This is a genomic window from Brevundimonas sp. GW821-FHT10E09 (assembly GCF_058809375.1).
Genome location: NZ_JBXASO010000009.1, coordinates 13342 through 34716, shown reverse-complemented (window position 1 = coordinate 34716; position 21375 = coordinate 13342). Strand labels below are relative to the sequence as shown.

Annotated in this window: 21 protein-coding genes; 14 read left to right on the top strand and 7 right to left on the bottom strand. The window is 68.0% G+C overall.

Annotation, left to right across the window (positions count from 1 at the left end; all coding sequences use genetic code 11):
• Positions 1 to 153 precede the first annotated feature (153 nt).
• The 3 genes from AC1RSI_RS09900 to hemE are packed head-to-tail and all read right to left on the bottom strand — an operon-like array spanning position 154 to position 2734.
• Positions 154 to 621 carry a CopD family protein gene (locus tag AC1RSI_RS09900; protein WP_035308333.1) on the bottom strand — a complete coding sequence of 156 codons (468 nt, stop codon included), beginning with the start codon at positions 619 to 621 and terminating at the stop codon, positions 154 to 156.
• Positions 618 to 1679, bottom strand: a complete 1062-nt coding sequence (gene hemH, locus AC1RSI_RS09895; protein ID WP_035308334.1) for a ferrochelatase — start codon at positions 1677 to 1679, stop codon at positions 618 to 620. The genes AC1RSI_RS09900 and hemH overlap by 4 nt, the downstream gene beginning before the upstream one ends.
• On the bottom strand, positions 1676 to 2734 hold the full coding sequence (hemE, locus tag AC1RSI_RS09890) for a uroporphyrinogen decarboxylase (protein ID WP_035308336.1): 1059 nt from the start codon (positions 2732 to 2734) through the stop codon (positions 1676 to 1678). Before hemE ends, hemH begins: the two co-directional genes overlap by 4 nt.
• A 450-nt stretch (positions 2735 to 3184) precedes the next feature.
• On the opposite strand from hemE, the gene AC1RSI_RS09885 reads away from it, so the two are divergent.
• The 5 genes from AC1RSI_RS09885 to dnaQ are packed head-to-tail and all read left to right on the top strand — an operon-like array spanning position 3185 to position 6892.
• The gene (locus AC1RSI_RS09885; RefSeq protein WP_008262696.1) at positions 3185 to 4066 is read left to right on the top strand and encodes a pyruvate, water dikinase regulatory protein; all 882 of its coding nucleotides are present in this window, start codon (positions 3185 to 3187) and stop codon (positions 4064 to 4066) included.
• Positions 4063 to 4686 carry a Maf family protein gene (locus tag AC1RSI_RS09880; protein ID WP_008261380.1) on the top strand — a complete coding sequence of 208 codons (624 nt, stop codon included), beginning with the start codon at positions 4063 to 4065 and terminating at the stop codon, positions 4684 to 4686. Before AC1RSI_RS09885 ends, AC1RSI_RS09880 begins: the two co-directional genes overlap by 4 nt.
• The gene (locus AC1RSI_RS09875; RefSeq protein WP_008260314.1) at positions 4683 to 5513 is read left to right on the top strand and encodes a shikimate dehydrogenase family protein; all 831 of its coding nucleotides are present in this window, start codon (positions 4683 to 4685) and stop codon (positions 5511 to 5513) included. Before AC1RSI_RS09880 ends, AC1RSI_RS09875 begins: the two co-directional genes overlap by 4 nt.
• Entirely contained in the window at positions 5510 to 6160 is a 651-nt protein-coding gene (coaE, locus tag AC1RSI_RS09870) for a dephospho-CoA kinase (protein ID WP_008263609.1), read from the top strand. The genes AC1RSI_RS09875 and coaE overlap by 4 nt, the downstream gene beginning before the upstream one ends.
• A 6-nt stretch (positions 6161 to 6166) precedes the next feature.
• Positions 6167 to 6892, top strand: a complete 726-nt coding sequence (gene dnaQ, locus AC1RSI_RS09865; protein ID WP_008262038.1) for a DNA polymerase III subunit epsilon — start codon at positions 6167 to 6169, stop codon at positions 6890 to 6892.
• Between the two features lie 35 nt (positions 6893 to 6927).
• Here the strand turns inward: dnaQ and secB are convergent, their stop codons facing one another.
• Entirely contained in the window at positions 6928 to 7458 is a 531-nt protein-coding gene (secB, locus tag AC1RSI_RS09860) for a protein-export chaperone SecB (protein ID WP_035309417.1), read from the bottom strand.
• 147 nt (positions 7459 to 7605) lie between these two features.
• On the opposite strand from secB, the gene timA reads away from it, so the two are divergent.
• Both timA and AC1RSI_RS09850 read left to right on the top strand, forming a co-directional pair.
• Entirely contained in the window at positions 7606 to 8289 is a 684-nt protein-coding gene (gene timA / locus AC1RSI_RS09855) for a TIM44-related membrane protein TimA (RefSeq protein WP_052005059.1), read from the top strand.
• Positions 8289 to 9398: an MltA domain-containing protein gene (locus tag AC1RSI_RS09850; RefSeq protein ID WP_447941257.1), complete on the top strand. Its 1110-nt coding sequence runs from the start codon at positions 8289 to 8291 to the stop codon at positions 9396 to 9398. Before timA ends, AC1RSI_RS09850 begins: the two co-directional genes overlap by 1 nt.
• A gap of 37 nt (positions 9399 to 9435) precedes the next feature.
• Here the strand turns inward: AC1RSI_RS09850 and AC1RSI_RS09845 are convergent, their stop codons facing one another.
• From AC1RSI_RS09845 to AC1RSI_RS09835, 3 genes are all read right to left on the bottom strand, one after another.
• On the bottom strand, positions 9436 to 9903 hold the full coding sequence (locus AC1RSI_RS09845) for a universal stress protein (RefSeq protein ID WP_008263601.1): 468 nt from the start codon (positions 9901 to 9903) through the stop codon (positions 9436 to 9438).
• Between the two features lie 44 nt (positions 9904 to 9947).
• On the bottom strand, positions 9948 to 14819 hold the full coding sequence (locus tag AC1RSI_RS09840) for an NAD-glutamate dehydrogenase (protein ID WP_447941258.1): 4872 nt from the start codon (positions 14817 to 14819) through the stop codon (positions 9948 to 9950).
• A gap of 347 nt (positions 14820 to 15166) precedes the next feature.
• Positions 15167 to 16297, bottom strand: a complete 1131-nt coding sequence (locus AC1RSI_RS09835) for an AI-2E family transporter (protein ID WP_035309423.1) — start codon at positions 16295 to 16297, stop codon at positions 15167 to 15169.
• Positions 16298 to 16405: 108 nt separating this feature from the next.
• On the opposite strand from AC1RSI_RS09835, the gene AC1RSI_RS09830 reads away from it, so the two are divergent.
• From AC1RSI_RS09830 to AC1RSI_RS09800, 7 genes are read left to right on the top strand one after another with little or no spacing between them, the layout of a single operon-like run.
• The gene (locus AC1RSI_RS09830) at positions 16406 to 17953 is read left to right on the top strand and encodes a helicase HerA-like domain-containing protein (RefSeq protein WP_035309425.1); all 1548 of its coding nucleotides are present in this window, start codon (positions 16406 to 16408) and stop codon (positions 17951 to 17953) included.
• Between the two features lie 38 nt (positions 17954 to 17991).
• Complete coding sequence (locus AC1RSI_RS09825; protein WP_008263738.1) at positions 17992 to 18549, top strand: NifU family protein; 558 nt, start codon at positions 17992 to 17994, stop codon at positions 18547 to 18549.
• Between the two features lie 56 nt (positions 18550 to 18605).
• Positions 18606 to 19190 (top strand): helix-turn-helix domain-containing protein, encoded by a 585-nt coding sequence (locus AC1RSI_RS09820; protein WP_492322670.1) that lies wholly within the window; start codon positions 18606 to 18608, stop codon positions 19188 to 19190.
• A gap of 45 nt (positions 19191 to 19235) precedes the next feature.
• On the top strand, positions 19236 to 19643 hold the full coding sequence (locus AC1RSI_RS09815) for a helix-turn-helix domain-containing protein (RefSeq protein WP_040349165.1): 408 nt from the start codon (positions 19236 to 19238) through the stop codon (positions 19641 to 19643).
• Positions 19644 to 19653: 10 nt separating this feature from the next.
• Positions 19654 to 20334, top strand: coding sequence for a tRNA (adenosine(37)-N6)-threonylcarbamoyltransferase complex dimerization subunit type 1 TsaB (tsaB, locus tag AC1RSI_RS09810; protein WP_492322671.1), 681 nt, complete (start codon positions 19654 to 19656; stop codon positions 20332 to 20334).
• Positions 20331 to 20774, top strand: a complete 444-nt coding sequence (locus tag AC1RSI_RS09805; protein WP_291755484.1) for a GNAT family N-acetyltransferase — start codon at positions 20331 to 20333, stop codon at positions 20772 to 20774. Before tsaB ends, AC1RSI_RS09805 begins: the two co-directional genes overlap by 4 nt.
• Before the next feature lie 27 nt (positions 20775 to 20801).
• A complete protein-coding gene (locus AC1RSI_RS09800) occupies positions 20802 to 21299 on the top strand; it encodes a Fur family transcriptional regulator (protein ID WP_008259871.1) in 498 nt (165 codons plus the stop codon).
• Positions 21300 to 21375 lie beyond the last annotated feature (76 nt).

Here is a 21375-nt window from a genome sequence, read left to right as displayed (position 1 = left end):
AAAATGTCTGGCCGAGAGGCCGAAGGGAGGCGCGGCGGGCTCCCGCTGGTCAAAACCTGCAGGCGTCGCGAAGAGAGAGGGACCGCCGACGAAACGCCGAACGGTTCACTGTCAGCGGAACCACAGGCGGCGGTTCAGGTCAAGCGGAGCCGCTCAACCGAACGTCCATTCGGTCGTTACCGAGAGCACCATGACGATGGCCAGGACAAACGGAACCTCGTTCGTCATCCGCCAGAACTTGCCCGAATATTTCGACGTCCCCGCCGCAATCTTCTTCCGCTGCGCCGCCAGGAAGCCGTGCCAACCGCTCAACAGAAACACCCCGATCAGCTTGGTGACCATCCAGGGCTCAGCCAGAAACGCCGCGCCGCGCGCCGAGACGTCGATATGGATCAGCCACAGCCCGAAACCCCAGGCCAGGATCATGGCCGGATTGACGATGATCCGCAGCAGCCGCGTCTGCCACAGCCTCAGCAAGGCCTGCATCTCGCTGCGCAGCGGCTCGGGCTTGGCGTTCTGTTCGACGTCATAGGCATACAGCCGCGGCAGGAACAGCAGGCCGGCCATCCAGGCGATCACCGCCAGAATGTGCAGGCCGCGTGCGAGGTCATAGGGGTTCATGCCGCGTGTTTCCCTTTGCGATACGGACAGGCCTTCCAGTCCGCCTTGCAGCCCTGACCGAACGGGGCGACGCCCGTCCGACCCAGGGCGCCGACGGCCGCATCGGCCAGAGCGTCGATGAACGGGGGGGCGATCCCGACGGCCGGCGCCCGCAGATAGAGACTTACCCCTTTTTCGTGGGCCAGTTCTCCATATTCGATATCCAGCTCCACCAGGGTCTCGATATGTTCGGAGACAAAGGCGATGGGGGTGATGACCACGCCCACCCCGTCCGCGCCGGCCTGGGCGATGGCCTCAGGCGTGGACGGGCCCAGCCATTTCATCGGCCCGACCCGGCTCTGGTAGCAGAGGGCGTGGTCGATGGGGCCCCGGTCGCGCTCGATGGCGGCGACCACCGCGGCGACGGTCGTTTCGACCTGTTCCTGATAGGGGTCGCCCTTGCCGCTGACCAGTTTCTCGGGGATGCCGTGGGCCGAGAACAGGACCCGCACCGGCCCCTCGCCCGCTTCGTCCAGCTTCGACCCGATGGCCTGGGCCTGGGCCTCGACCCAGCCCGTAGCGCTGGGATAGCAGCAGACCGCGCGACTGACGCCAGACCCGGCGTAGGTCTCATTCCAGATTTTCAGCGAGGATTCGGTCGTCGTGGTCGAAAACTGGGGGTAGAGCGGCAGCAGGACCACCTCGTCGGGTCCAAAAGCCGCCACCTCGACCGCCGTCTCCTCGGTGAACGGCCGCCAGTAGCGCATGGCGATGAAGACCTGGACCTCGTCTCCGGCCAGACGTGCGTTCAACTCGGCCTCCAGGGCCTCAGCCTGGCGGCGCGTGCCCGGCAGCAGGGGCGAACCGCCCCCCATCAGGGCGTAGTTGGCCTGGGCGCTGGTCTCGCGCCGGCTGGAGATCAGCTTGGCCAGGGGCGTGCGCAGAACGCCCGGCAGACCGATGATGGCCGGATCATTGAACAGATTGAACAGGAACGGCTTCACCGAGGCCTGATCATCCGGTCCGCCCAGATTGAACAGCACCACCGCGATGCGGCGGCCTTTCAGAGTTTGGGTCATTGGGCGCCGATCCGTTTCAGAACCCGTTCGACATGGTCGATGGGCACGTCCGGCAATATGCCATGTCCCAGGTTGAACACCCATGGCCCCTGGCCCCAGGCCTCCATCAGTTGATCCACGCGGCGATCCAGCCGTTCGCCGCCGGCGCGCAGCAAAAGGGGGTCCAGCGCGCCCTGGATCGGCTTGATCTGCTGCACCCGTTTGCCGACCTCCAGCGGGCAGGCGGTGTCCAGGGCGACGGCGTCGACCTCGACCTCCTCCGCATACCGCTCTGCAAGCGCCGCAGAGCCCCGTGGGAAGCCGATCAGGGGCACGGTGACGCCCAGCTCCCGCGTACGCCTCACAAGCGCCTGATGGGGCTTCAGGACCAATCTTTCGAACAGGTCGTCCGGCAGGCCCTCGGCCCAGCTCTCGAAGATCTTCAACACCTGGGCGCCGGCGTCGGCCTGCATCTTCAGATATCGGGCCGTGGCCTCGACCAGAACCTCCAGGGTTTCGTCGACCCGCCTGGGATCGGCATAGGCGTAGGTCCGGGCCTGGGCGCGCTCGCCCTTGCCGATGGTCCGGTGCTCGCCGTCCAGCATATAGGTGGCCACCGTCCAGGGCGCGCCGGCGAACCCGATCAGGGCGCGTTCCGGCTCCAGGGCCTTGCGCACGATCGACAGGGTCTCGCCCACGGCCGACAGATGCTCGCCCGCATCCGGCGCCAGTTCCGCCATCCGACCGGGAATAGGCATTTCGCCCAATCGAGGCCCCTCGCCCGTCTCGAACCAGACGTCCTGGCCCAGCGCGCGCGGGATCAGCAGGATGTCGGCGAAGACGATGGCCGCGTCGAAGCCGAACCGACGCATCGGCTGAAGCGTCGCCTCGGCCGCCATCTCGGGGTTCAGACAGAAGGCGATGAAGTCCGGCGCCTCGGCCCGGAGCCGTCGGTATTCGGGCAGGTACCGTCCCGCCTGGCGCATGAACCAGACCGGCGGACGATCCAGCGTCTCCCCTCGGAGAGCCCGGATCATCAGGGGCGTCTGAACGTCGTTCTGGGTCGGATCGGTCATGCCGGACGATTAAGGTCACAGGCCCCCGCTCTCAATCCCTAATCAGATTAAGAATTAAAAGATTCGAAGTGGCAGGTAGGACGGTGGAACGGCGGGGACGGTTTGGCCGACGCCAGCGGAACAAAACCGGATATCCACGCCGCGCCAAGGCTTACCAGGGATGTCGAACAGCCCTATCCCCTCGGTGGACAATCCCTAATGAAACCTTAACGCCCAAGGCTTTGCGGGGGTCCGGGGCTGTGAACGGGGTTAAGCGACGTTAACCTTCCATTAGGATTTTCCACAGCCAAGCCCAAACCTGTTGTCCGCCTTGGGATGAACCATCCTCGAACCGAAGGCGCCGTCCACCGTCATCCCCGCTCGCCGCCTTGTCGATGACCCGCTAAGGAGAACGGCGCCCTGACGGTCCCCCGCCGTCCCCCATTTTTCAACAGGGAGTCGACAGACCGAATGAGCCCCGCGCGACCTTCCGGCCCCCGACCCGGCCCCACCCGTCTGGCCACCTATTTTCACGTCCATCTGGTCTCGGATTCGACCGGAGAGACCCTGAACGCGATGGCCAAGGCGGTGACGGCCCGCTTCGACGGCGTCATTCCGATCGAACATATCTACGCCCTTGTCCGATCGGAGAAGCAGATGGAGCGTGTGCTGCAGGAGGTGGAGGCGGCGCCGGGCGTGGTTCTGCACACCCTGGTCGACCGCCATCTGCGCGAACAGCTGGAGGACGGCTGCCGGCGACTAGACATGCCCCAGATCGGCGCCCTTGATCCTCTGGTCGGGGCCATGTCCCGCTATCTGGGCGCGGCCTTGTCGACGCGGGTCGGGGCTCAGCACGCCCTGGATCATGATTATTTCAACCGGATCGCGGCGCTGGACTTCGCGATGGCTCATGACGACGGCCAGGGCACGACCGAACAGCTGGAAGGCGCCGATGTGGTCCTGTGCGGGGTCAGCCGGACCTCCAAGACCCCGACCTGCATCTATCTGGCCCATCGGGGAATCCGCGCCGCCAATGTCCCGCTGGTGCCTGGACAGGAGGACGGCGAGCGGCTGACGCGGCTGAAGAATCCTCTGGTCGTCGGCCTGACCGTATCGCCCGACCGCCTGATCCAGATCCGGCGCAACCGGATCGACAATCTGAACGCCAGCCAGTCCTCCAGCTATACGGATCAGGACGCCGTCCGCGACGAGACGATCAAGGCCAAGCGCGCCTTCGCCCGGCGCGGCTGGCCGACCATCGACGTCACCCGTCGGTCGGTGGAGGAAACGGCCGCCGCCATCACCAACCTGCTCAGCGAGCATCGCAACCAAAAGATCGGGACAAGCTGGTGAGCGACATATCCCTGTCCAGCCCGGGAGGGCGCGAGACCCTGATCCTGGCGTCCAAGAGCGCCGCCCGCCGCGCGATGCTGGAAAACGCCGGCGTGCCGTTCGAGGTCCGCGTCGCCGGCGTGGACGAAGACGCGATCAAGGCCGTCTCGACCGACCTGGATCCCGCCGGCCTGGCGGTGCGGCTCGCCGAGGCCAAGGCCCTGGCCGTTTCGCGCGATGACGAAACCGCCTGGGTGCTGGGCTCGGATCAGACCCTGGCCTTCGACGGCGGGCTGATTTCCAAGGCGAAATCGCTCGACGCCGCCCGCGAACGGCTGAAATCCATGCGCGGCCGCATCCATCACCTCCATTCCGGCGCCGCCCTGGCGGTGAAGGGCGAGATCGTCTGGTCGGGCGTGGACACGGTCGAGATGCGGATGCGTGACTTTTCCGACGCCTTTCTCGACGCCTATCTGGCGGCCGAGGGCGAGGCCCTGCTGGCCTGTGTCGGCTCCTATCGGCTCGAGGGCATGGGATCCCAGTTGTTCGCGGCCATCGACGGCGACTATTTCACCGTCCTGGGCCTGCCGCTGTGGCCGGTCCTGGCCGAGCTGCGCCGGGCGGGGGTCCTGTCCGCATGAGCCGTCATCGCATCACGGGCGCGGCCCTGGTCGCCGGGATCGCCGGCAATCCGGTGGCCCATTCCCTCAGCCCCGTCATCCACAACGCCTGGCTGGCGGCCGGCGACATCGACGGCGTCTATGCGCCCTTCGCCCCCGCCGATGCGGCGGGGTTCGAGGCCCTGGTCGCGGCGGGCCGCGCCGGACTGATCCTGGGTCTGAACGTCACCGCGCCCTTTAAGGAACAGGCCTTCGCCCTGGCGGATCAGGCGACCCCGGCGGCCCGGCTGACAGCCTCGGCCAATATCCTGACCTTCGACGCCGGCCGGGTCTCGGCCGACAGTTCGGACGGGATCGGCCTGATGCTGGGCCTGAAGGAACAGGCGCCGGATCTGACCCTGGCAGGTCGACCGGTGGTCATGCTGGGGGCGGGCGGCGCGGCGCGGGCCGGCTCAGGCGCCCTGATCGAGGCTGGGGCCGAGGTTCGGATCGTCAATCGGTCGCGCGACCGGGCCGAAGCCCTGGCCGCCGATCTGGGCCCTTCGGTCCGGGTCATGCCGGCGTCCGAGGCTCTCGACGGCGCCGTCCTGGTGATCAACGCCCTCAGCATCCAGCCGGATCTGGATTTCGACGCCGTCGCCCCGGGCACGGTGATGATGGACATGACCTACAAGCCCCTGGCCACCCCCTTCCTGACGGCGGCGCGGGCGCGCGGCCTGCCGACGGTGGACGGTCTGGCCATGCTGATCGGTCAGGCGGCGCCCTCGTTCCAGGCCCTGTTCCGTCGTCCGCCCCCGCCGCTGGACCTGCGCGCCCTGCTGACGGCCCATCTGGGCGAAGTGACATGATCCTGCTGGGTTTGACCGGCTCCATCGGCATGGGCAAGTCGACCACGACGGCCATGTTCGCCGATCTGGGCGCGGTCGTCTGGAACGCCGACGACGCCGTGCACAGGCTCTATGCGCCCGGCGGCGCTGCGGTCGAACCGGTCGGCGCCGCCTTTCCGGGCGTGGTCGTGGAGGGGGCCGTGGACCGCACCCGCCTGGCCGAGGCCCTGGGCCGGGACGAAACCGCCTTCCGCCGGCTTGAGGCCATCGTCCATCCCCTGGTGACGCGGGGGCGGGCGGCCGATCTGGCGGCGGCCCGGGTCATGGGGGTGAAGCTGGCCGTGCTGGACATCCCTCTGCTGTTCGAAACCGGCGGCGACGCCCATGTGGACGCGGTGGTCGTGGTCACCGCCGACCCAGAGATCCAGGCCGAACGCGTCTTGGCCCGCCCCGGCATGACCCGCGAGCGGTTCGAAGCCATTCTGGCCCGCCAGATGCCGGACGCCGAAAAGCGCGCCCGCGCCGATTTCGTCATCGATACGGGCCGTGGGCTCGAAGCGGCGCGTGCCGATGTGGCGGCCATAGTCGAGACCGTGCTGGATCCGGCGTGGATATCTCCGCGTCACGGTAAAGCCGGTCTTCCGCAAAGCGACGAACGACTCCATTAAGAGCCAATGGCGCGCGAGATTGTTCTGGACACCGAAACCACCGGCTTCGACCCCAAGACGGGCGACCGGCTGATCGAGGTCGGCTGTATCGAGATTCAGGACCTGCTGCCGACCGGCCGCACCTTTCACCGGTTCGTCAATCCGGAACGCCTGATCCCTCCCGACGCGATCCGGGTTCACGGCATCACCGACGACAAGGTGAAGGACGCCCCCAAATTCCACGAGATCGCCGACGATCTGATCGAATTCATCGGCGACGCGCCGATGATCGCCCACAACGCCGGATTCGACCGCAACTTCATCGACTTCGAATACAAGCTGTGCGGCCGGCCGATCACGGGCGAGACGCGCTGGATCGACACGCTGAAACTGGCTCAGGCCCGGTTCCCGGGCATGCCCAATTCGCTGGACGCGCTGTGCAAGCGGTTCAAGGTGTCGCTGGTCGAACGCACGCTTCACGGCGCCCTGATCGACGCCCGCCTGCTGGCCGAGGTCTATCTGGAGCTTCGCGGCGGCAAGGAGCGGGTGCTGGACCTGTCGTCGGCGCCGGTCGCGGGTCGTTCGGCAGGCGTCGCCGTCCCGACCGCCGCCTACGGCCCGCGTCCCCAGCCGCTGGCCCTGCGTTCGAGCCCGGAGGAACAGGCCGCCCACATCGCCTTCCTGGCTAAGGCTCTGAAGGACCGCGCCCTGTGGGAAGCCTATGGAGTCAGGGTCGAGGAAGAGGCGGCTTAGTCAAATTCCCCCCATGAGAGGAGGGGGAATTGTGCTTACGCCTGGCCCGTTTCGACCGGCTGCTGGGCGATCTGCTGCTGGCGCGCGATATAGATGGCGGCGAAGTCGATCGGGTCCAGCATGAAGGGCGGATAGAAGCCGCCGTCCGCGGTGGCGCGCGAGATGATTTCGCGGGCGAACGGGAACAGATAGCGCGGGCATTCGATCAGCAGCAGGGGCTCGATGTCCTGCTCCTGGACATTGGCCAGCTGGAACAGGCCGCCATAGACCAGCTCGACGTGGAAGACCGCCTGGTTTTCGTGGCTGGCCTTGATCGACAGCTTCAGGTCCAGTTCGAACAGACCGTCGGGACGGCCCTGGGCCGACATTTCGACGCCCAGGTCGATGGCCGGCTTGCCGTCGATACGCAGGGATTCCGGCGCGCGCGGGTTCTCGAACGAGAAGTCGCGGACATATTGCGCCAGAATGCGGAAGCCGGGACCGGCGGGCTGGCCTTGCTGCGGCTGGGTCCCGGTCGGGGCCCCGTTTTGGGCGTTGGTGTCGGCGGGCGGAGCGGCGTCGGTCATGGGCGTCTTCGATTGCGGAAAAAGGCCGATTGGGCCGGGAATAAGGCGCCGCGACTACCACGCCGAGACGCTTGGCCGCAACGTCGCTTGCTCGACAGGGGGCGCGCGCCGCCTTGCGCCGTCCTATATGAGCCCGTAATCGTCTCCATGGCGCACCCTCGCTCACGCGCCGACAGTCAGGAAGTCCCCTTGCCGGTCCAGTTCCAGATCGTGATTTTCGCCGTCATCGCGGCGATCGTCCTGTTCCAGCTCTATAATGTGCTGGGCAAGAGAGTCGGCCGTCAGCCGCAGGAGGACGCCAAGGTCCTCCCCTCGTCGCAGACGGCCACGGCCGAGGTCTCCAAAACCCCGGCCCTGGACGCCGCCACCCTCGCTTCCATCGCCGGGCTGAAGGCGCGCGATCCGGCCTTCGACCCCAATCGTTTCGTCGAGGGCGCGCGTCAGGCCTATGAGACCATCGTCCGCGGTTACGCCGCCGGCGACCGCGCGGCCCTGACGCCGCTCCTGACGCCCAATGTCATGGCCTCCTTCGACGCCGGCATCGCGGCGCGCGAGACGCGCGGCGAGACCGAGACCGTCGAATTCCTCTTCCCGCCCCGCGCGGACCTGGAAGGCGCCACCGTCCAGGGGGACAAGGCGGTGGCCAAGGTCCGCTTCCTGGCCGAACTGCGCAGCCGCGTGACCAAGGCCTCGGGCGACACCGCCGATTCCGTCACCGGCGAGCCCCTGGTCGAGGAACGCCGCACCGCCGAACACTGGACCTTCGAACGCACCCTGGGCGCCGCCGATCCCAACTGGGTCCTGGCCCGCGTCGAGCCGGCCAACGCCTGATGTCGGCCGTTCTGCGGCGGGTCCGGGAGACGTCCCTTCTGGCGTCGGTCCTGGCCGTCGCCGCCTGTTCCACCGGCCCCGCGACGCCGACCGTTCCGGGAACAGGGCCCACGCCCTATGTCCCCTCGCCCGGTCCGGCCGCTCCCCCGCCCTCGCCGTCCGACGCTCTCAGTCCCGCCGTCTTGCCGGGTTGGAACGACGAAGATCATCTGGCGGCCTTCCGCGCCTATCTCGACGGATGCGGCGCGGCGCGCGACGGCGCCGCTCGGGGGGTCTGCGGCCAGGCCAAGACCATGGCGGCCACGACGAGCGTGACCCCGTCGAGCGCCCGCGCCTTTTTTGAAGCGAATTTCAGCGCCGTTCCCGCCGCCGCCGACGGCCGCCCGGGCCTGTTGACGGCCTATTTCGCGCCGGAATATCCGGCGCGCCGTGTCCCGGACGACGAGTTTTCTGCGCCTGTGCTGCCCAAGCCCGCCGATCCGCGCGGCGCCGGCGACCGGGCCATGGTGGAATCCAACGCCCGCCCCGATCAGGCCCTGGCCTGGATGCGGGCCGAGGACCTGTTCTTCCTGCAGATCCAGGGCTCCGGCTATCTGACGTTCGAGGACGGGTCGCGCGCCCGCGCCGCCTACGCCGCCGACAACGGCCGGCCCTTCGTCGGCATCGCCCGACCCATGGCGCGCCAGGGCCTGTTGCCGGAAAACGGAACCTCGGGGGACGCCATCCGCGCCTGGCTGGCCGAACACCGGGGTTATGAAGCCCAGACGGTCATGGCGCTGAATCCACGCTACATCTTTTTCCGGCTCGACCCGGATGACGACGGACATCCGGCCGGGGCGGCGGGCGTGCCCCTGACCGAGCGTCGGGCTGTCGCCGTCGATCCGTCCCAGTGGCGCTATGGCGAACTGGTGTGGCTGGACGCGGATGGCGGAAACCTGCGCGGCGCCACGGCCTCGTATCGGGGCTTGGCCATGGCGCTCGACACCGGTTCAGCCATTCGGGGCCCGGTCCGCGCCGACCTCTATATGGGCCGGGGCGACGCCGCCGGGGCCGAGGCAGGCACAGTGCGTCACCCTCTGCACATGTGGCGACTGGTGCCGAAAGGCTAGGCGACCGTGTCCGCCTCGGCCTAAGCCCCGGCTACGTCTAGGCCAGGTCCTCGATCTCGGCCTCGGTCAGCTCGCCGGGAACGATGGTGACCGGCAGCTTGCGCCCGCCCAGCTGCGCCCCCTGTTTGATGATGGCCGACACCAGCGGCCCCGGTCCCCGCGACCCGGTCCCGGCGGCCAGAACCAGAATCTTGATGTCGGGATCGTCGCCGACCACCTTCTTGATCGCGCCCTGGGCCTCGCCCTGTTCGATCAGGAAGACGGGCGGTGCGCCGGATCGCTCCAGCGCCTCCTCCCCCAGCCGGTTCAGCAGGGTTTCGGCCTCTTCCCGCTGCTGGCGTTCGATTTCCTCACGAACGCCAGACCAGTGGGCGTCGCTGTTGGACGGGAGAACCCGCAGCATGACCACCCGTCCGCCGGTCGAGCGCGCGCGTCGGCAGGCGAAGCGCAGCGCCGCCTCGAACTCGGGACTGTCATCGACGACGACCAGGAATTTTCTCGGCATGCCGGCTCCCCTGCCCGCCTATCGGCCCAGCGCCGAAGACGTCTTCAAGAACTCACCGCTGCGGACGCCAGATCGCGGATCGCTGCATTGGCGATGGTCAGCTTGGCGAAGGTCCAGCCCGATCCGGACTGTTCGATCTCGTCCACCGAGGCGCGCACGCCTTCGACCACGGCCAGTTTCGAACCGATCCAGGCGTCCACGGCGCCCTCGGCCGCATCCTCGCTGACCCCGACCGCGGCGTCCGAGACCCGGGCCACGGCGCGGGTCAGGGTCGACTGTTCGTTCATCAGGTCCTCGATCATGCGACGCACGGCCAGCCGGTCGAAATGATCGATCGACGGGATCGAACCGGCGGCGGCGCGCAACCGGTCGAAGTCGAAGGCGGCGCCGACCTGGTGATACAGCCGCGCCATGGCCGCGACCGGCCAACCGCTCTCCTGGGCCAGATCGCCGATATCGGCGGCGGCCACCAGGGGGCGCATAATGGCGATGCGGCGGGTCAGATCCTGCGGCGCTCCATGATGGGCGAAGATGGCGACACGATCATCCAGACGGCCCTGTTCGAACCGCGACAGAACCGGCGCGCCCTCGGCCTGAAGCGCGTCGGCGGTCGGACGATAGCGGTCGATCAGGCCCTGGACCGAAGCCCCGGCCTTGGCGCGACGGGCCAGCCAGAAGGTCTGGCGACGCAGCACCACGGCGATCTCGCGATAGAGGGCGGTCTGGGCCTCGGCCGAGATCTTCAGGTCCAGGGCCGAGACTGCGTCCCAGGCCTCGTCCAGGCGGAACACGCGCCGCGCCGCCTCGAAGGCGATGATCAGGGCGGTGGTGTCGCACTCGGCGGAGCCGCGCAGCCGGTCCGGGAAGGTCGGACCGCACATGTTGACGACTTCGTTGGCCATGACGGTGGCGATGATCTCGCGCCGCAGACGGTGGCTCTTCATCTCCGGCTCGAACCGGGCCAGGGCCTGCGGGAAATAGCGGACCAGGGTCTGTTCGAAGAAGGGGTCTTCCGGCGCGCGTGAGGCGACGATTTCTTCCGACAGCTCCAGCTTGGCGTAGGCGGTCAGCACCGCCAGTTCCGGCCGGGCCAGCGGAATCCCGGCGGCCATCATCTCCTTGATGCGGGCGTCGTTCGGCAGGCCTTCGACCTTGCGGTCCAGTTTGCCGCGCGCCGACAGGGCCTGCATGAAGCGTTGCTGGGCGTCCAGGGCGGTCGCGCCTTCGGCCTGTTGCAAGGTCAGGGCCAGGGTCTGGTCATAATTATGGGCCAGCACCTTCAGGCCCACCTCCTCGGTCATCGAGGCCAGCAGCGGGGCGCGGTCCTCGGCCGGCAGGACCCCGTTGGTCACGGCCGACCCGACCAGGATCTTGATGTTGACCTCGTGGTCCGAGGTGTCGACCCCGGCCGAGTTGTCGATGGCGTCGGTGTTCATCCGGCCGCCGCCCTGGCCGAAGACGATGCGGCCTGCCTGGGTGAAGCCCAGGTTCGCGCCCTCGCCCACCACCTTGACCCGCAGCTCGTCGGCGTTGATCCGCAGGGCGTCGGTGCCCTTGTCGCCGACCTGGGCGTCGGTCTCGGCCGCCGATTTCACATAGGTGCCGATGCCGCCCAGATACAGCAGGTCCGCCGGCGCCTTCAGGATGGCCCGGATCAGGCTGACCGGATCCAGTTCGTCTTCCGTGATGTCCAGCGCCGCCTTGATTTCAGGCGTCAGCTGGATCGACTTGGCGGACCGCGAGAAGACGCCGCCGCCCTGGGAAATCAGACCCTTGTCATAGTCCTGCCAGGACGAACGCGGCAGGTCGAACAGCCGTTTGCGTTCGGTCCAGCTGGCGGCGGGGTCGGGCGTGGGATCGATGAAGATGTCGCGGTGATCGAAGGCGGCGATCAGCTTGGTCGCCTTGGACAGCAGGGCGCCGTTGCCGAAGACGTCGCCCGACATGTCGCCCACGCCCACCATGGTGAAGGGTTCGGTCTGGATGTCCCAGACCTTGGCGCGCGGACCGATCTCGCGGAAGTGGCGTTTGACGGCCTCCCAGGCGCCGCGCGCGGTGATGCCCATGGCCTTGTGGTCATAGCCGATCGACCCGCCGCTGGCGAAGGCGTCGCCCAGCCAGAAGCCGTAGGCGGCCGAGACCCCGTTGGCGATGTCCGAGAAGGTCGCCGTGCCCTTGTCCGCCGCGACGACCAGATAGGGGTCGTCGCCTTCCCAGGCCACGACATGGGCGGGGCGGGCTACAGAACCGTCGGCGGCGATGTTGTCGGTGATGTCCAGCAGGCCCGACAGGAAGGTGCGATAGGCGCGGATGGCCTCGCCCTGGATGGCCTCGCGATCGGTCGTGCGTGGAAGCTGCTTGGGATAGAAGCCGCCCTTGGAGCCGACCGGAACGATGACGGCGTTCTTGACCTGCTGCGCCTTGACCAGGCCCAGCACCTCAGTGCGGAAGTCGTCGCGCCGGTCTGACCAGCGCAAACCGCCCCGCGCCACCGGTCCGAAGCGCAGATGCACCCCCTCGACGTGCGGCGCCCAGACGAAGATCTCGCGATAGGGCTTGGGCAGCGGCAGATCTTCCAGCTCGCTCGAGGCGATCTTGATCGAGATGTGCGGCTTGGCCAGGCCGTCGGAACCCAGCTGGAAATAGTTGGTTCGCTTGATCGCGCCGATCAGGGCGGCCATCCGGCGCAGGGCCTTGTCGTGGTCCAGGCTCTTCACGTCCTGCAACAGGGTCGTGATCTTGGCGTTCAGTTCGGCTACCGCGCCTTCGCGGGCCTCAACGGCGCCGTCCGCAGGGTCGAACCGGGCCTTGAACAGCGACAGCAGGGCTCGCGACAGGTCGGGATATTCGCGCAGGGCTTCTTCCTGCACCGACTGGGACGGATCGAGGCCTGTCTGCTGGCGATAACGGGCCAGGGTGCGGATCAGGGCGGCCTCGCGCCATTCCATGCCCAGTTCGACCACCAGACGGTTGAAACCGTCGCTCTCGGTGCGGCCGTTCCACACGGCGGCGAAGGCCCGTTCGAACGGGCCTTTCACATCGGCGAAGACCAGGGCCTCGCCGCGGGGATCCTCCATCAGGAATTCGTGGACGTGGATCTCTTCCTCGCCCAGCGGCCGGATCGGATAGCCGTACTCCTCCAGGGTCTTCAGACCCATGTCGGCCATGATCGGCAGGACGTCCGACAGGGGCACCGACGGGCCGCGGCGATAGAGCTTGAAGCGGAACTGCAGACGGCTGTCGTCGGCGTTGCGGAAGGCGCGGACCGCCACCGATTCTCCGGCTCCGACCTGTCCCGTCGCGTTCAGCCGGTCCATCTCGCCCAGATCGATCGCGGCCTCGTCGGCGTCATAGCGGTCGCGATAGGCGGCGCCGAAGGCGCGGGCCCAGCGGGTGCTCAGCGGCCCGACCTCGACATCGGCCACGTCGGCGCGGCGCAAGGCGGCTTCGAACCGCTCGACCCAGCCGCGCCCGGCCTCGGCCACATCATGTTCAAGCTGGGCGGCGTCGGGGACCGGATGGTCGCCCGGCGTCACGCCGATGATGAAATGGACCCGCACAAGGGGGGCGTCCGACAGTTGCGGATACCAGGCCGAGATCCGGCCGCCCCAGGCGCGGGCGACGATCTGGCCGATCCGCTCGCGCACCGAGGAATCGAATTTTTCGCGCGGGACGAAGCACAGGACCGAGACGAACCGGTCGAACGGATCCTGGCGGGTGAACAGGCGGATGCGCGGCCGGTCGTAGAGGTGAAGTATGCCCAGGGCGATGGAAAGAAGCTCGTCCTCACCAATCTGGAACAGTTCGTCGCGCGGATAATTCTCGAGAATATTGCGCAGCCGCTTTTCGTTATGGCTGCCAGGCGCCTTGTCGGCACGGCTCAGCACATTGGCCACCTTGCGGCGGATCAGGGGCGTTTCGATCGCCAGCTGGTCATAGGCGTCGGAGGTGAACAGGCCGACGAACCGCGTCTCGCCCGTCGCCTTGCCGTCCGCGCCGTAACGCTTGACCCCGACATAATCCATGTAGGCGCGCCGGTGAACGCGGGACCGGGCGTTGGCCTTGGCCACCGTGACGGGGTCGCTCAGATCCAGCTGCCGGCGCATCTGACGGGTCAGGACGGCGGGTTCCGACGCGCGACGCAGAACGGTGCGGTCGGGGTCGGCCAGTATGCCCAGACCGGCGCTCGACTGGCTCAACGGAGCCTCGGCCTCGTAGTCGCCGTCGGCCTTCAGGGGGTAGTTATAGTCGCGAGCGCCCAGGAAGACGAAATGATCGCTCTTCAGCCATTTGAGGAAGGCGATGTTTTCGGCCAGAACCGCCGGATCGACGCTTGGCGGCGTCGCCTCCAGCCTTTGCATGGCCTGACGCATCAGGCCGGTCATGGCCTCGTGGTCGGCCACGGCGGCGTGGACGTCGGTCAGGCACTCGGCCAGGCCCTCGCCCAGGGCGTCACGCCGCTCCTGCGGAGCGCCGTCGATCACCAGCATGATCACCGACAGACGGCGATCACCCAGCTTGACCACCGGGTGGAACAGGGCGCGCACCGAGACCCCGGCCTCGGCCAGGGCGCCCATGACGCTGTCGACCAGGAAGGGGGCGTCCGTCTGGACGATGCGGACCAGGTCATAGTCCAGGGCCTGGCCGTCGGCGCCGGCCAGGGGGCCGACGGTGATCAGGGGAGCTGAACCGGCCGGATAGTCCTTGGCCGCCCGCCACGAGGCGGCCAGGAGCGCGGCCAGATCCTCGCCGTCCAGCTCGGGGGTCTCGTCTGCGGCGTAGTCCTCGTGCGCCTGGGCGAGGAAGGATTGCTCCGGCTTGCCGGGGCTGGTGCCGAGAATCCGCGCGAATGAGGTTTCCAGGGCGGCCGAGGAGATCGGCTGAACCGGGACGGGGCGCGGATCGAGGGCGGTCATGGACTACAGTCTCGGGCGACGCGGCCTTGGCCGCAAGGGGCACGGCGCGACGAGGCGCCACAGCGTTGACTAGGCCAGGTCCGGTCGCGCGGGAAGCCCCCGATGATCGAAGATTCTCATGAACAGCGTTCAGGTTGGAAGAATTGTGCGGCGCCACAAACGAGAAGGCCGCCGAGCGGGGGAACTCGGCGGCCTGCGCGAACGACGCTCGGGGAGGGGAGTGTGCGTCGGTCGCTTCGCTGCGGTTCGGAGGGGAATGTCCCGCAGCGGTAAGGATCAGATGGGAAGCCTTGTTTGAGGTTCAAGAGACGAAAACACGGCTTTCGATGTGGCGCGGCGCCGCAGGTTCAGGCTCCGGCCCTGCCCTCTGTTTCCGTCTCGGTCTCGCCCGCCTTCTTCCGGTTCGACTTGCCCTCGTCGGCATAGGGTTCGCCGTCGCCCGACAGCAGGATGGCCATCCAGCGTGATCCCTGGAATTCAGCCAGGATCGCCATGGCCATGACCGCCAGAGGGGTGGACAGGAACATGCCCACAACGCCCCACAGCTTGCCCCAGAAGGCCAGGGACAGCAGGACCACGACGGGGTCGATGTTCTGGTTGTCGCCCTGCATCCGCGGCTGGATCATATTGCCGACGATGAACAATATGGTCTGAAGCCCGACCAGCAGGATCAGGGCCGGCCAGTAGCTGGGGAATTGCACCAGGGCGAACAGGGGGGGCGCCAGTCCCGCCACGGCCCCGCCCAGCACCGGAATGAAGCCGACGATGAAGATGACGAAGGTCCAGAACTCGGCGTTCTGAAGCCCCACGGCGCGCATCAGGATCCAGGCCACGACGCAGATCATGGCGCCGGTGACGGTCTGGACCCAGATATAGCCCTCGACCCCGCCGCGAACCCGTTCGAACACTGCGATCGCTTCGTCGCGCTGGCGCTTTTGCGGGAACATGGTGACGATCTTGCGTCGGAAGCCGATCTGCGAGGCCAGGAGAAAGCCCAGGTAGACCATGACGAAGAAGGCCCCGGAGGCGATGCCCTGGGCCTGTATGGCGATGGAGGCGACATAGCCGCGAATATCGACGCCGTTGATCAGCTCCTGGGCCGTCGGCGGATTGTTCAGGCGCGCCATGCCGTAGACGTCGCGGATGATCTGATCGATGCGCGGCCCGATATTCTGCGAAACGCCCGAGGCTTCGCCGAAGAAGCCCGCCGCACCGTTCACGATGATGCCGATGGAGGCGAAGAAGGCCAGGACCACCAATACGAGGGCGGCGACACCGGCCCAGCGGTCGTTCAGCGGGGTCCGGGCCGCCACGGTCCGCTTCACCCCGTCGATCATGATCAGCAGGAACAGGGCCATGGCCAGAGGCGTCAGTATGTCCCGAAGCCAGTAGACGGCCGCGCCCGCCGCGACGGTCGCGATCAGGGCGGCGGCGTTCCGCGATACGGCCGAAGACTGCATGGTGAGGGGGTTCTTCATGGCGATCCTTGTCGGCGGCGGGCCGAGCGGCGTCAACACGCACGAACAGCGACGGTTCCGACGCGCGGGGCTCTGCGCTAGACCTAGCCGGTTCTCTGGAGACTTTTCATGTCCGACGCCCCTGCCGGCCTATTCCTCGGCCAGTCCGACGCCGCCCAGCCGGAAGCCCTGCTGTTTCACCGCGCCAACCGACACGGCGTGGTCGCCGGCGCCACTGGCACCGGCAAGACGGTCACCCTTCAGATCATGGCTCAGGGCTTCTCTGACGCCGGGGTGCCGGTCTTCTGCGCCGATGTGAAGGGGGACCTTTCGGGCATTTCCCAGGTCGGAACGCCGAACGAGAAGCTGATCGCCCGGGCGACCGAAATGGGTCTGACCCTGACGCCGCGAGCGGCTCCGACCGTCTTCTGGGACCTGTACGGACAGAAGGGCCACCCGATCCGCACCACCGTGTCAGAGATCGGTCCGGTGCTGATGTCCCGGATGCTGGGCCTCAACGAGGTGCAGGAAGGCGTGATGACCGTCGTCTTCCATATCGCCGACAAGGAGGGCCTGCTGCTGCTGGACCTGGGCGATCTGCGCAGTCTGCTGGTCTATGTGGGCGAGAACGCCGAGCGGATCGGCCGCGAGGTCGGCAATGTCGCCCCCGCCTCCATCGCCGCCATCCAGCGCGCCCTGCTGCAGCTTGAGCAACAGGGCGGCGACGCCTTCTTCGGTGAACCGGCCCTGAAGCTGGAGGACATGATCCGCGTCGGCCTCGACGGGCGCGGTCAGGTCAATGTGCTGGACTCCACGCGGCTGATGAACAGCCCGCGCCTGTATGGGGCCTTCCTGCTGTGGCTGTTGTCGGAGCTGTTCGAACAGCTGCCGGAGGTGGGCGATCCCGACCGGCCGCGCCTGGTCTTCTTCTTCGACGAGGCCCATCTGCTGTTCGACGACGCCCCGCGCGCCCTGCTGGACAAGGTCGAACAGGTGGTGCGGTTGATCCGGTCCAAGGGGGTGGGCGTCTATTTCGTCACCCAGAATCCAGCCGACATTCCCGACAGCGTCCTGGCCCAGCTCGGCAATCGTATCCAGCACGCGCTCCGGGCCTATACGCCGTCGGAACAGAAGGGGTTGAAGGCCGCCTCGCAGAGCTTCCGCGCCAATCCCGCCTTCGACACGGCCGAGGCCATCCAGGGCCTGGGCGTGGGCGAGGCCCTGGTCTCGGTCCTGGACGAGAAAGGCGCCCCGACCGTCGTGGCCCGCACGAAGATCCGCCCGCCGGCCTCGCGCCTGGGCCCGGCGACCGAGGCCGAGCGCGCCGCCGTCATGGCCGCCAGCCCGGTGCGCGGCCTCTACGACCAGACGCTGAACCGCGAATCCGCCGAGGAAATCCTCGCGGCCCGCCATGCCGCCACCGATCGGGCCGAGACTCAGGCCAGGGCGCAGTCGGACGCCGCCAAGGCCGCCAAGGCCGCCGAAGCTCAGGCGAAATCGAACGAGAAGGCGGTCAGGGCGGACGTCAGGGAACGGGCCCGGACGACGCCGCGCGCCAGAACCTCCAATCGTCAGACCCCGATGGAGGCCCTGACCAAGTCGGTGTTGCGCACGGCCGGGTCCACCCTCACCCGCGAACTGTTGCGGGGATTGCTGGGCGGGCTGAAGCGGCGCTAGGTCTTGCAACGGGGCGGGGGCGAGCGCATCTCCCGCCCATGTTCATTCAGACCGAACCCACGCCCAATCCCAATGTGCTGAAGTTCCTGCCGGGCCGCGAGGTTTCTCCGCTCGCCGTGCTGGACTACCGCACCATCGACGCGGCGACCGCCTCGCCCCTGGCCGAGGCCCTGTTCGAACTCGAGGGCGTCGACGGCGTCTTCTTCGGCGCCGACTATGTGTCGGTGACCCGACAGGAGCGCGGGCCGGACTGGTCGGAGATGAAGGCCCCGATCCTGGGCGTCATCATGGATCATTTCGTCTCGGGCCGGCCATTGACCGTCGCGGGGTCTGAAACCGAGACCCATGCCGAGGACGACAGCGAGATCGTGGCCGAGATCAAGGCCCTGCTGGACAGCCGCATCCGACCCGCCGTGGCCCAGGACGGCGGCGACATCCTGTTCGACGCCTTCGATGAGGCGACCGGGGTGCTGAGCCTGCGGATGCGCGGCGCCTGTTCCGGCTGCCCTTCCTCTTCGGCGACGCTGAAGGCCGGGGTCGAACAGATGATGCGCCACTATGTGCCCGAGGTGACGCGCGTCGAGCAGACCCTCTGACCGACTGACGTTTTCGTTCTCGCCAGACGTGCGGCGGGGCGCCATCCTCGTCCTCCATGCCGCGTTTCGTTCCTGATCCTGAAGTCCTTCGTCTGGGCGAGGCCCTGGCCGCCCTGCGCCATCGGCGTGGCCTGTCCCAGGCCGAGGCCGGAGCGCGTCTGGACATGACCAGCCAGGGCTGGGGCCTCTATGAATCCGGTCGCCGGCCCGGCCTGTTCCGGCCCGATGTTCAGCGTCGCCTGACCGGGGCGCTGGACGCCACGCCCGAAGCCCTGGCCTTGCTCGTTTCGGGCGCCCAGACGCCGCACGTCAATCCGGCCGCGACAGGCCTGGAAAGCCGGGGACGCGGCTTCGACGGCCCGCCGCCTGTCGTCGTGAAACACCTGAAGGTTCGCGACGACGCCCTCTCCCCCTGGGCCGAACCGGGCGTCATTCTCGAATACCAACCGGACCTGTGGCCCAGGAGCGGCCAAGGCTGCGTCATCGAGATGAAGGACGGCGATCTACGCCCGCGCCTCTTTGACCGGTCCGAGGACGACCGCCTCCATGTCCGGGGGGCGGGCGCGCTGGACCGGGCGGAGGTGATCGACCGCCAGTCCGTGGCCCGCATCTCGGCCGTGATCGCCCGCCGCGAATCATGAAACGAAAAGGTTGCATGCGCGGAAAGGTTGTGAGATCGTTCCGGCATGGACAGGACGCCCCCTACTGCTCGCCAGACGGCCCGCGCGCCGGAACCCTTGGACGCCGTCGTCGGCGCCCGGATCGCATCACGACGCACGGCCCTGGGTCTGTCGCAGACCGCCCTGGGCGCCCTGATCGGGGTCAGCTGCCAACAGGTTCAGAAGTACGAGGGTGGGCAGAACCGGATCTCGGCCTCGCGGCTGCACAATCTGGCTCTGGCCCTTGGACTGCCCGTCGGAGCCTTCTTTCCCGAGCCGGCGGACGAGGCCGAAATCCCCGAACTGTCGATGATGCGGACCATGGCTGCGACACCGGAAGGCCGGGCGATGGCCGCCGGTTTTTCCCGCATCGAAGACCGCGCGGTGCGTCAGGCCCTGACGCGACTGGTGGAGGTTCTGTCTCGCGCGGCCTAGAAGGCGCGCCATGAGACTTCTGGTGATCGATACGGCGCTCGGCGCCTGCACGGCGGCGGTGTTCGAGGACGAGCGACCCTTGGCCGTTCGTTTCGAACCCATGGCCAAGGGTCATCAGGAACGCCTGGGCGGTCTGGTGCGCGACGTCATGGCCGAGGCCGGCGGGGGGTTCGATGCCCTGGATCGGATCGGGGTCACTGTCGGACCCGGCTCCTTCACCGGCTTGCGGGTCGGTCTGGCCTTCGCCCAGGGGCTGGGCGCGGCCCTGGATCGGCCGGTGGTCGGGGTGTCGGCCCTGGATGGACTGGCCGCGTCTGTGGATTCGGCCGGACCGCCGGTCGCGGCCCTGATCGACGCCCGACGAGGCCAGGTCTACGCCAAGCTGTTCATCGACGGCGCGGCCGTCGGTCCGGACGAGGCCTTGTCGCTGGACGAGGCGGCGCGACGAATCACCGCCCTGGGGAAAGAGGTTCGACTGGTCGGCTCCGGCGCCGCCGTCCTGGTCGAGGCCTTTCCTGACTTGAGCATGGCGTCCCTGGACCCCTGCGTCGCGCCGTCGGCCCAGGCCCTGGGGCGACTGGTCGCCGCGGCCGATCCCGCCGACCATCCGCCCCGCCCCTTGTATCTTCGCGCGCCGGACGCCACGCCGCCCACCCGTCTGCCGGGCCAGCCGCGCCAGTCGGTCCCATGACGCCCGCCGACCCGGCCCTGCTGGCGCGACTGCATGCCCAGGCCTTCGCCGCGCCGTGGAGCGAGACCGAGTTTGCGGACCTTCTGGGCCAGGCCGGGGTCTTCGCCGTGGTCGAACCCGACGGTTTCATCCTGGTTCGGGTCGTGCTGGACGAGGCCGAAATCCTGACCCTGGCGGTCCGGCCCGAGGCGCGCCGGGCCGGTCTGGGCGGGCGTCTGACAGGGCGGGGGGCGGTGGCCGCCGCCCAGGCCGGAGCGTCGCGTCTGTTTCTGGAGGTGGCCGAAGACAATGTCGCCGCCCGCGCCCTGTACGACCGAGCCGGCTTTCGGCCCCTGGGCCGTCGCAAGGCCTATTACACCGCGCCGGACGGGGGACGGACCGACGCCCTGGTCCTGAGTCTGGACCTCGCGGCAGATCCTGAAAAGCCGGCGCTTCCCTGAAACGGTCCGACGTCCTATTCTAGGGTCATGGACCGGATCGAAAAACTCTGCGCCGACCGCGGCATGCGTATGACCGAACAGCGTCGGGTGATCGCCCGGGTGCTGTCCTCGGCGGAAGATCACCCGGATGTGGAGGAGCTGTATCGCCGCGCCTCCTCGATCGATCCGCACATCTCGATCGCCACCGTCTATCGCACCGTGCGCCTGTTCGAAGAGGCGGGCGTGGTCGAGAAGCACGACTTCGGGGACGGACGCAGCCGCTATGAGGAGGCGGGCGACGACCACCATGACCACCTGATCGACACCAAGACGGGCGAGGTGATCGAGTTCTTCGACGCCGAGATCGAGAAGCTGAAGACCGAGATCGCCGACCGGCTGGGCTTCGAACTGATCGGTCACAAGCTGGAACTGTACGGCGTGCCGATCGAGGGCGCTGAACCGTCCAAGCGCGAGGGGCTGATCTTCAAACGCCATGCCGCCCGCGTAAACCCCGCCGATCTGCCCGCAGACGTGGATGCGGGCTGAGCCTCGGCCTTGTCGTCGCCTGTCCGGGCGATCATAAGCCCGGCATGACCGAAATCCGGGTTCAAGAAGCCGAAGC

Bases quoted from the DNA above. Each gene is read 5' to 3' on its own strand.
- AC1RSI_RS09825 (WP_008263738.1), top strand. From the start codon at position 17,992: ATGTTCATTCAGACCGAACCCACGCCCAATCCCAATGTGCTGAAGTTC.
- AC1RSI_RS09820 (WP_492322670.1), top strand. From the start codon at position 18,606: ATGCCGCGTTTCGTTCCTGATCCTGAAGTCCTTCGTCTGGGCGAGGCC.
- AC1RSI_RS09815 (WP_040349165.1), top strand. From the start codon at position 19,236: ATGGACAGGACGCCCCCTACTGCTCGCCAGACGGCCCGCGCGCCGGAA.
- hemE (WP_035308336.1), bottom strand. From the start codon at position 2,734: ATGACCGATCCGACCCAGAACGACGTTCAGACGCCCCTGATGATCCGG.
- hemH (WP_035308334.1), bottom strand. From the start codon at position 1,679: ATGACCCAAACTCTGAAAGGCCGCCGCATCGCGGTGGTGCTGTTCAAT.
- AC1RSI_RS09840 (WP_447941258.1), bottom strand. From the start codon at position 14,819: ATGACCGCCCTCGATCCGCGCCCCGTCCCGGTTCAGCCGATCTCCTCG.
- AC1RSI_RS09900 (WP_035308333.1), bottom strand. From the start codon at position 621: ATGAACCCCTATGACCTCGCACGCGGCCTGCACATTCTGGCGGTGATC.
- AC1RSI_RS09875 (WP_008260314.1), top strand. From the start codon at position 4,683: ATGAGCCGTCATCGCATCACGGGCGCGGCCCTGGTCGCCGGGATCGCC.
- coaE (WP_008263609.1), top strand. From the start codon at position 5,510: ATGATCCTGCTGGGTTTGACCGGCTCCATCGGCATGGGCAAGTCGACC.
- AC1RSI_RS09850 (WP_447941257.1), top strand. From the start codon at position 8,289: ATGTCGGCCGTTCTGCGGCGGGTCCGGGAGACGTCCCTTCTGGCGTCG.
- AC1RSI_RS09800 (WP_008259871.1), top strand. From the start codon at position 20,802: ATGGACCGGATCGAAAAACTCTGCGCCGACCGCGGCATGCGTATGACC.
- AC1RSI_RS09805 (WP_291755484.1), top strand. From the start codon at position 20,331: ATGACGCCCGCCGACCCGGCCCTGCTGGCGCGACTGCATGCCCAGGCC.
- secB (WP_035309417.1), bottom strand. From the start codon at position 7,458: ATGACCGACGCCGCTCCGCCCGCCGACACCAACGCCCAAAACGGGGCC.
- AC1RSI_RS09845 (WP_008263601.1), bottom strand. From the start codon at position 9,903: ATGCCGAGAAAATTCCTGGTCGTCGTCGATGACAGTCCCGAGTTCGAG.
- tsaB (WP_492322671.1), top strand. From the start codon at position 19,654: ATGAGACTTCTGGTGATCGATACGGCGCTCGGCGCCTGCACGGCGGCG.
- timA (WP_052005059.1), top strand. From the start codon at position 7,606: ATGGCGCACCCTCGCTCACGCGCCGACAGTCAGGAAGTCCCCTTGCCG.
- AC1RSI_RS09885 (WP_008262696.1), top strand. From the start codon at position 3,185: ATGAGCCCCGCGCGACCTTCCGGCCCCCGACCCGGCCCCACCCGTCTG.
- dnaQ (WP_008262038.1), top strand. From the start codon at position 6,167: ATGGCGCGCGAGATTGTTCTGGACACCGAAACCACCGGCTTCGACCCC.
- AC1RSI_RS09835 (WP_035309423.1), bottom strand. From the start codon at position 16,297: ATGAAGAACCCCCTCACCATGCAGTCTTCGGCCGTATCGCGGAACGCC.
- AC1RSI_RS09830 (WP_035309425.1), top strand. From the start codon at position 16,406: ATGTCCGACGCCCCTGCCGGCCTATTCCTCGGCCAGTCCGACGCCGCC.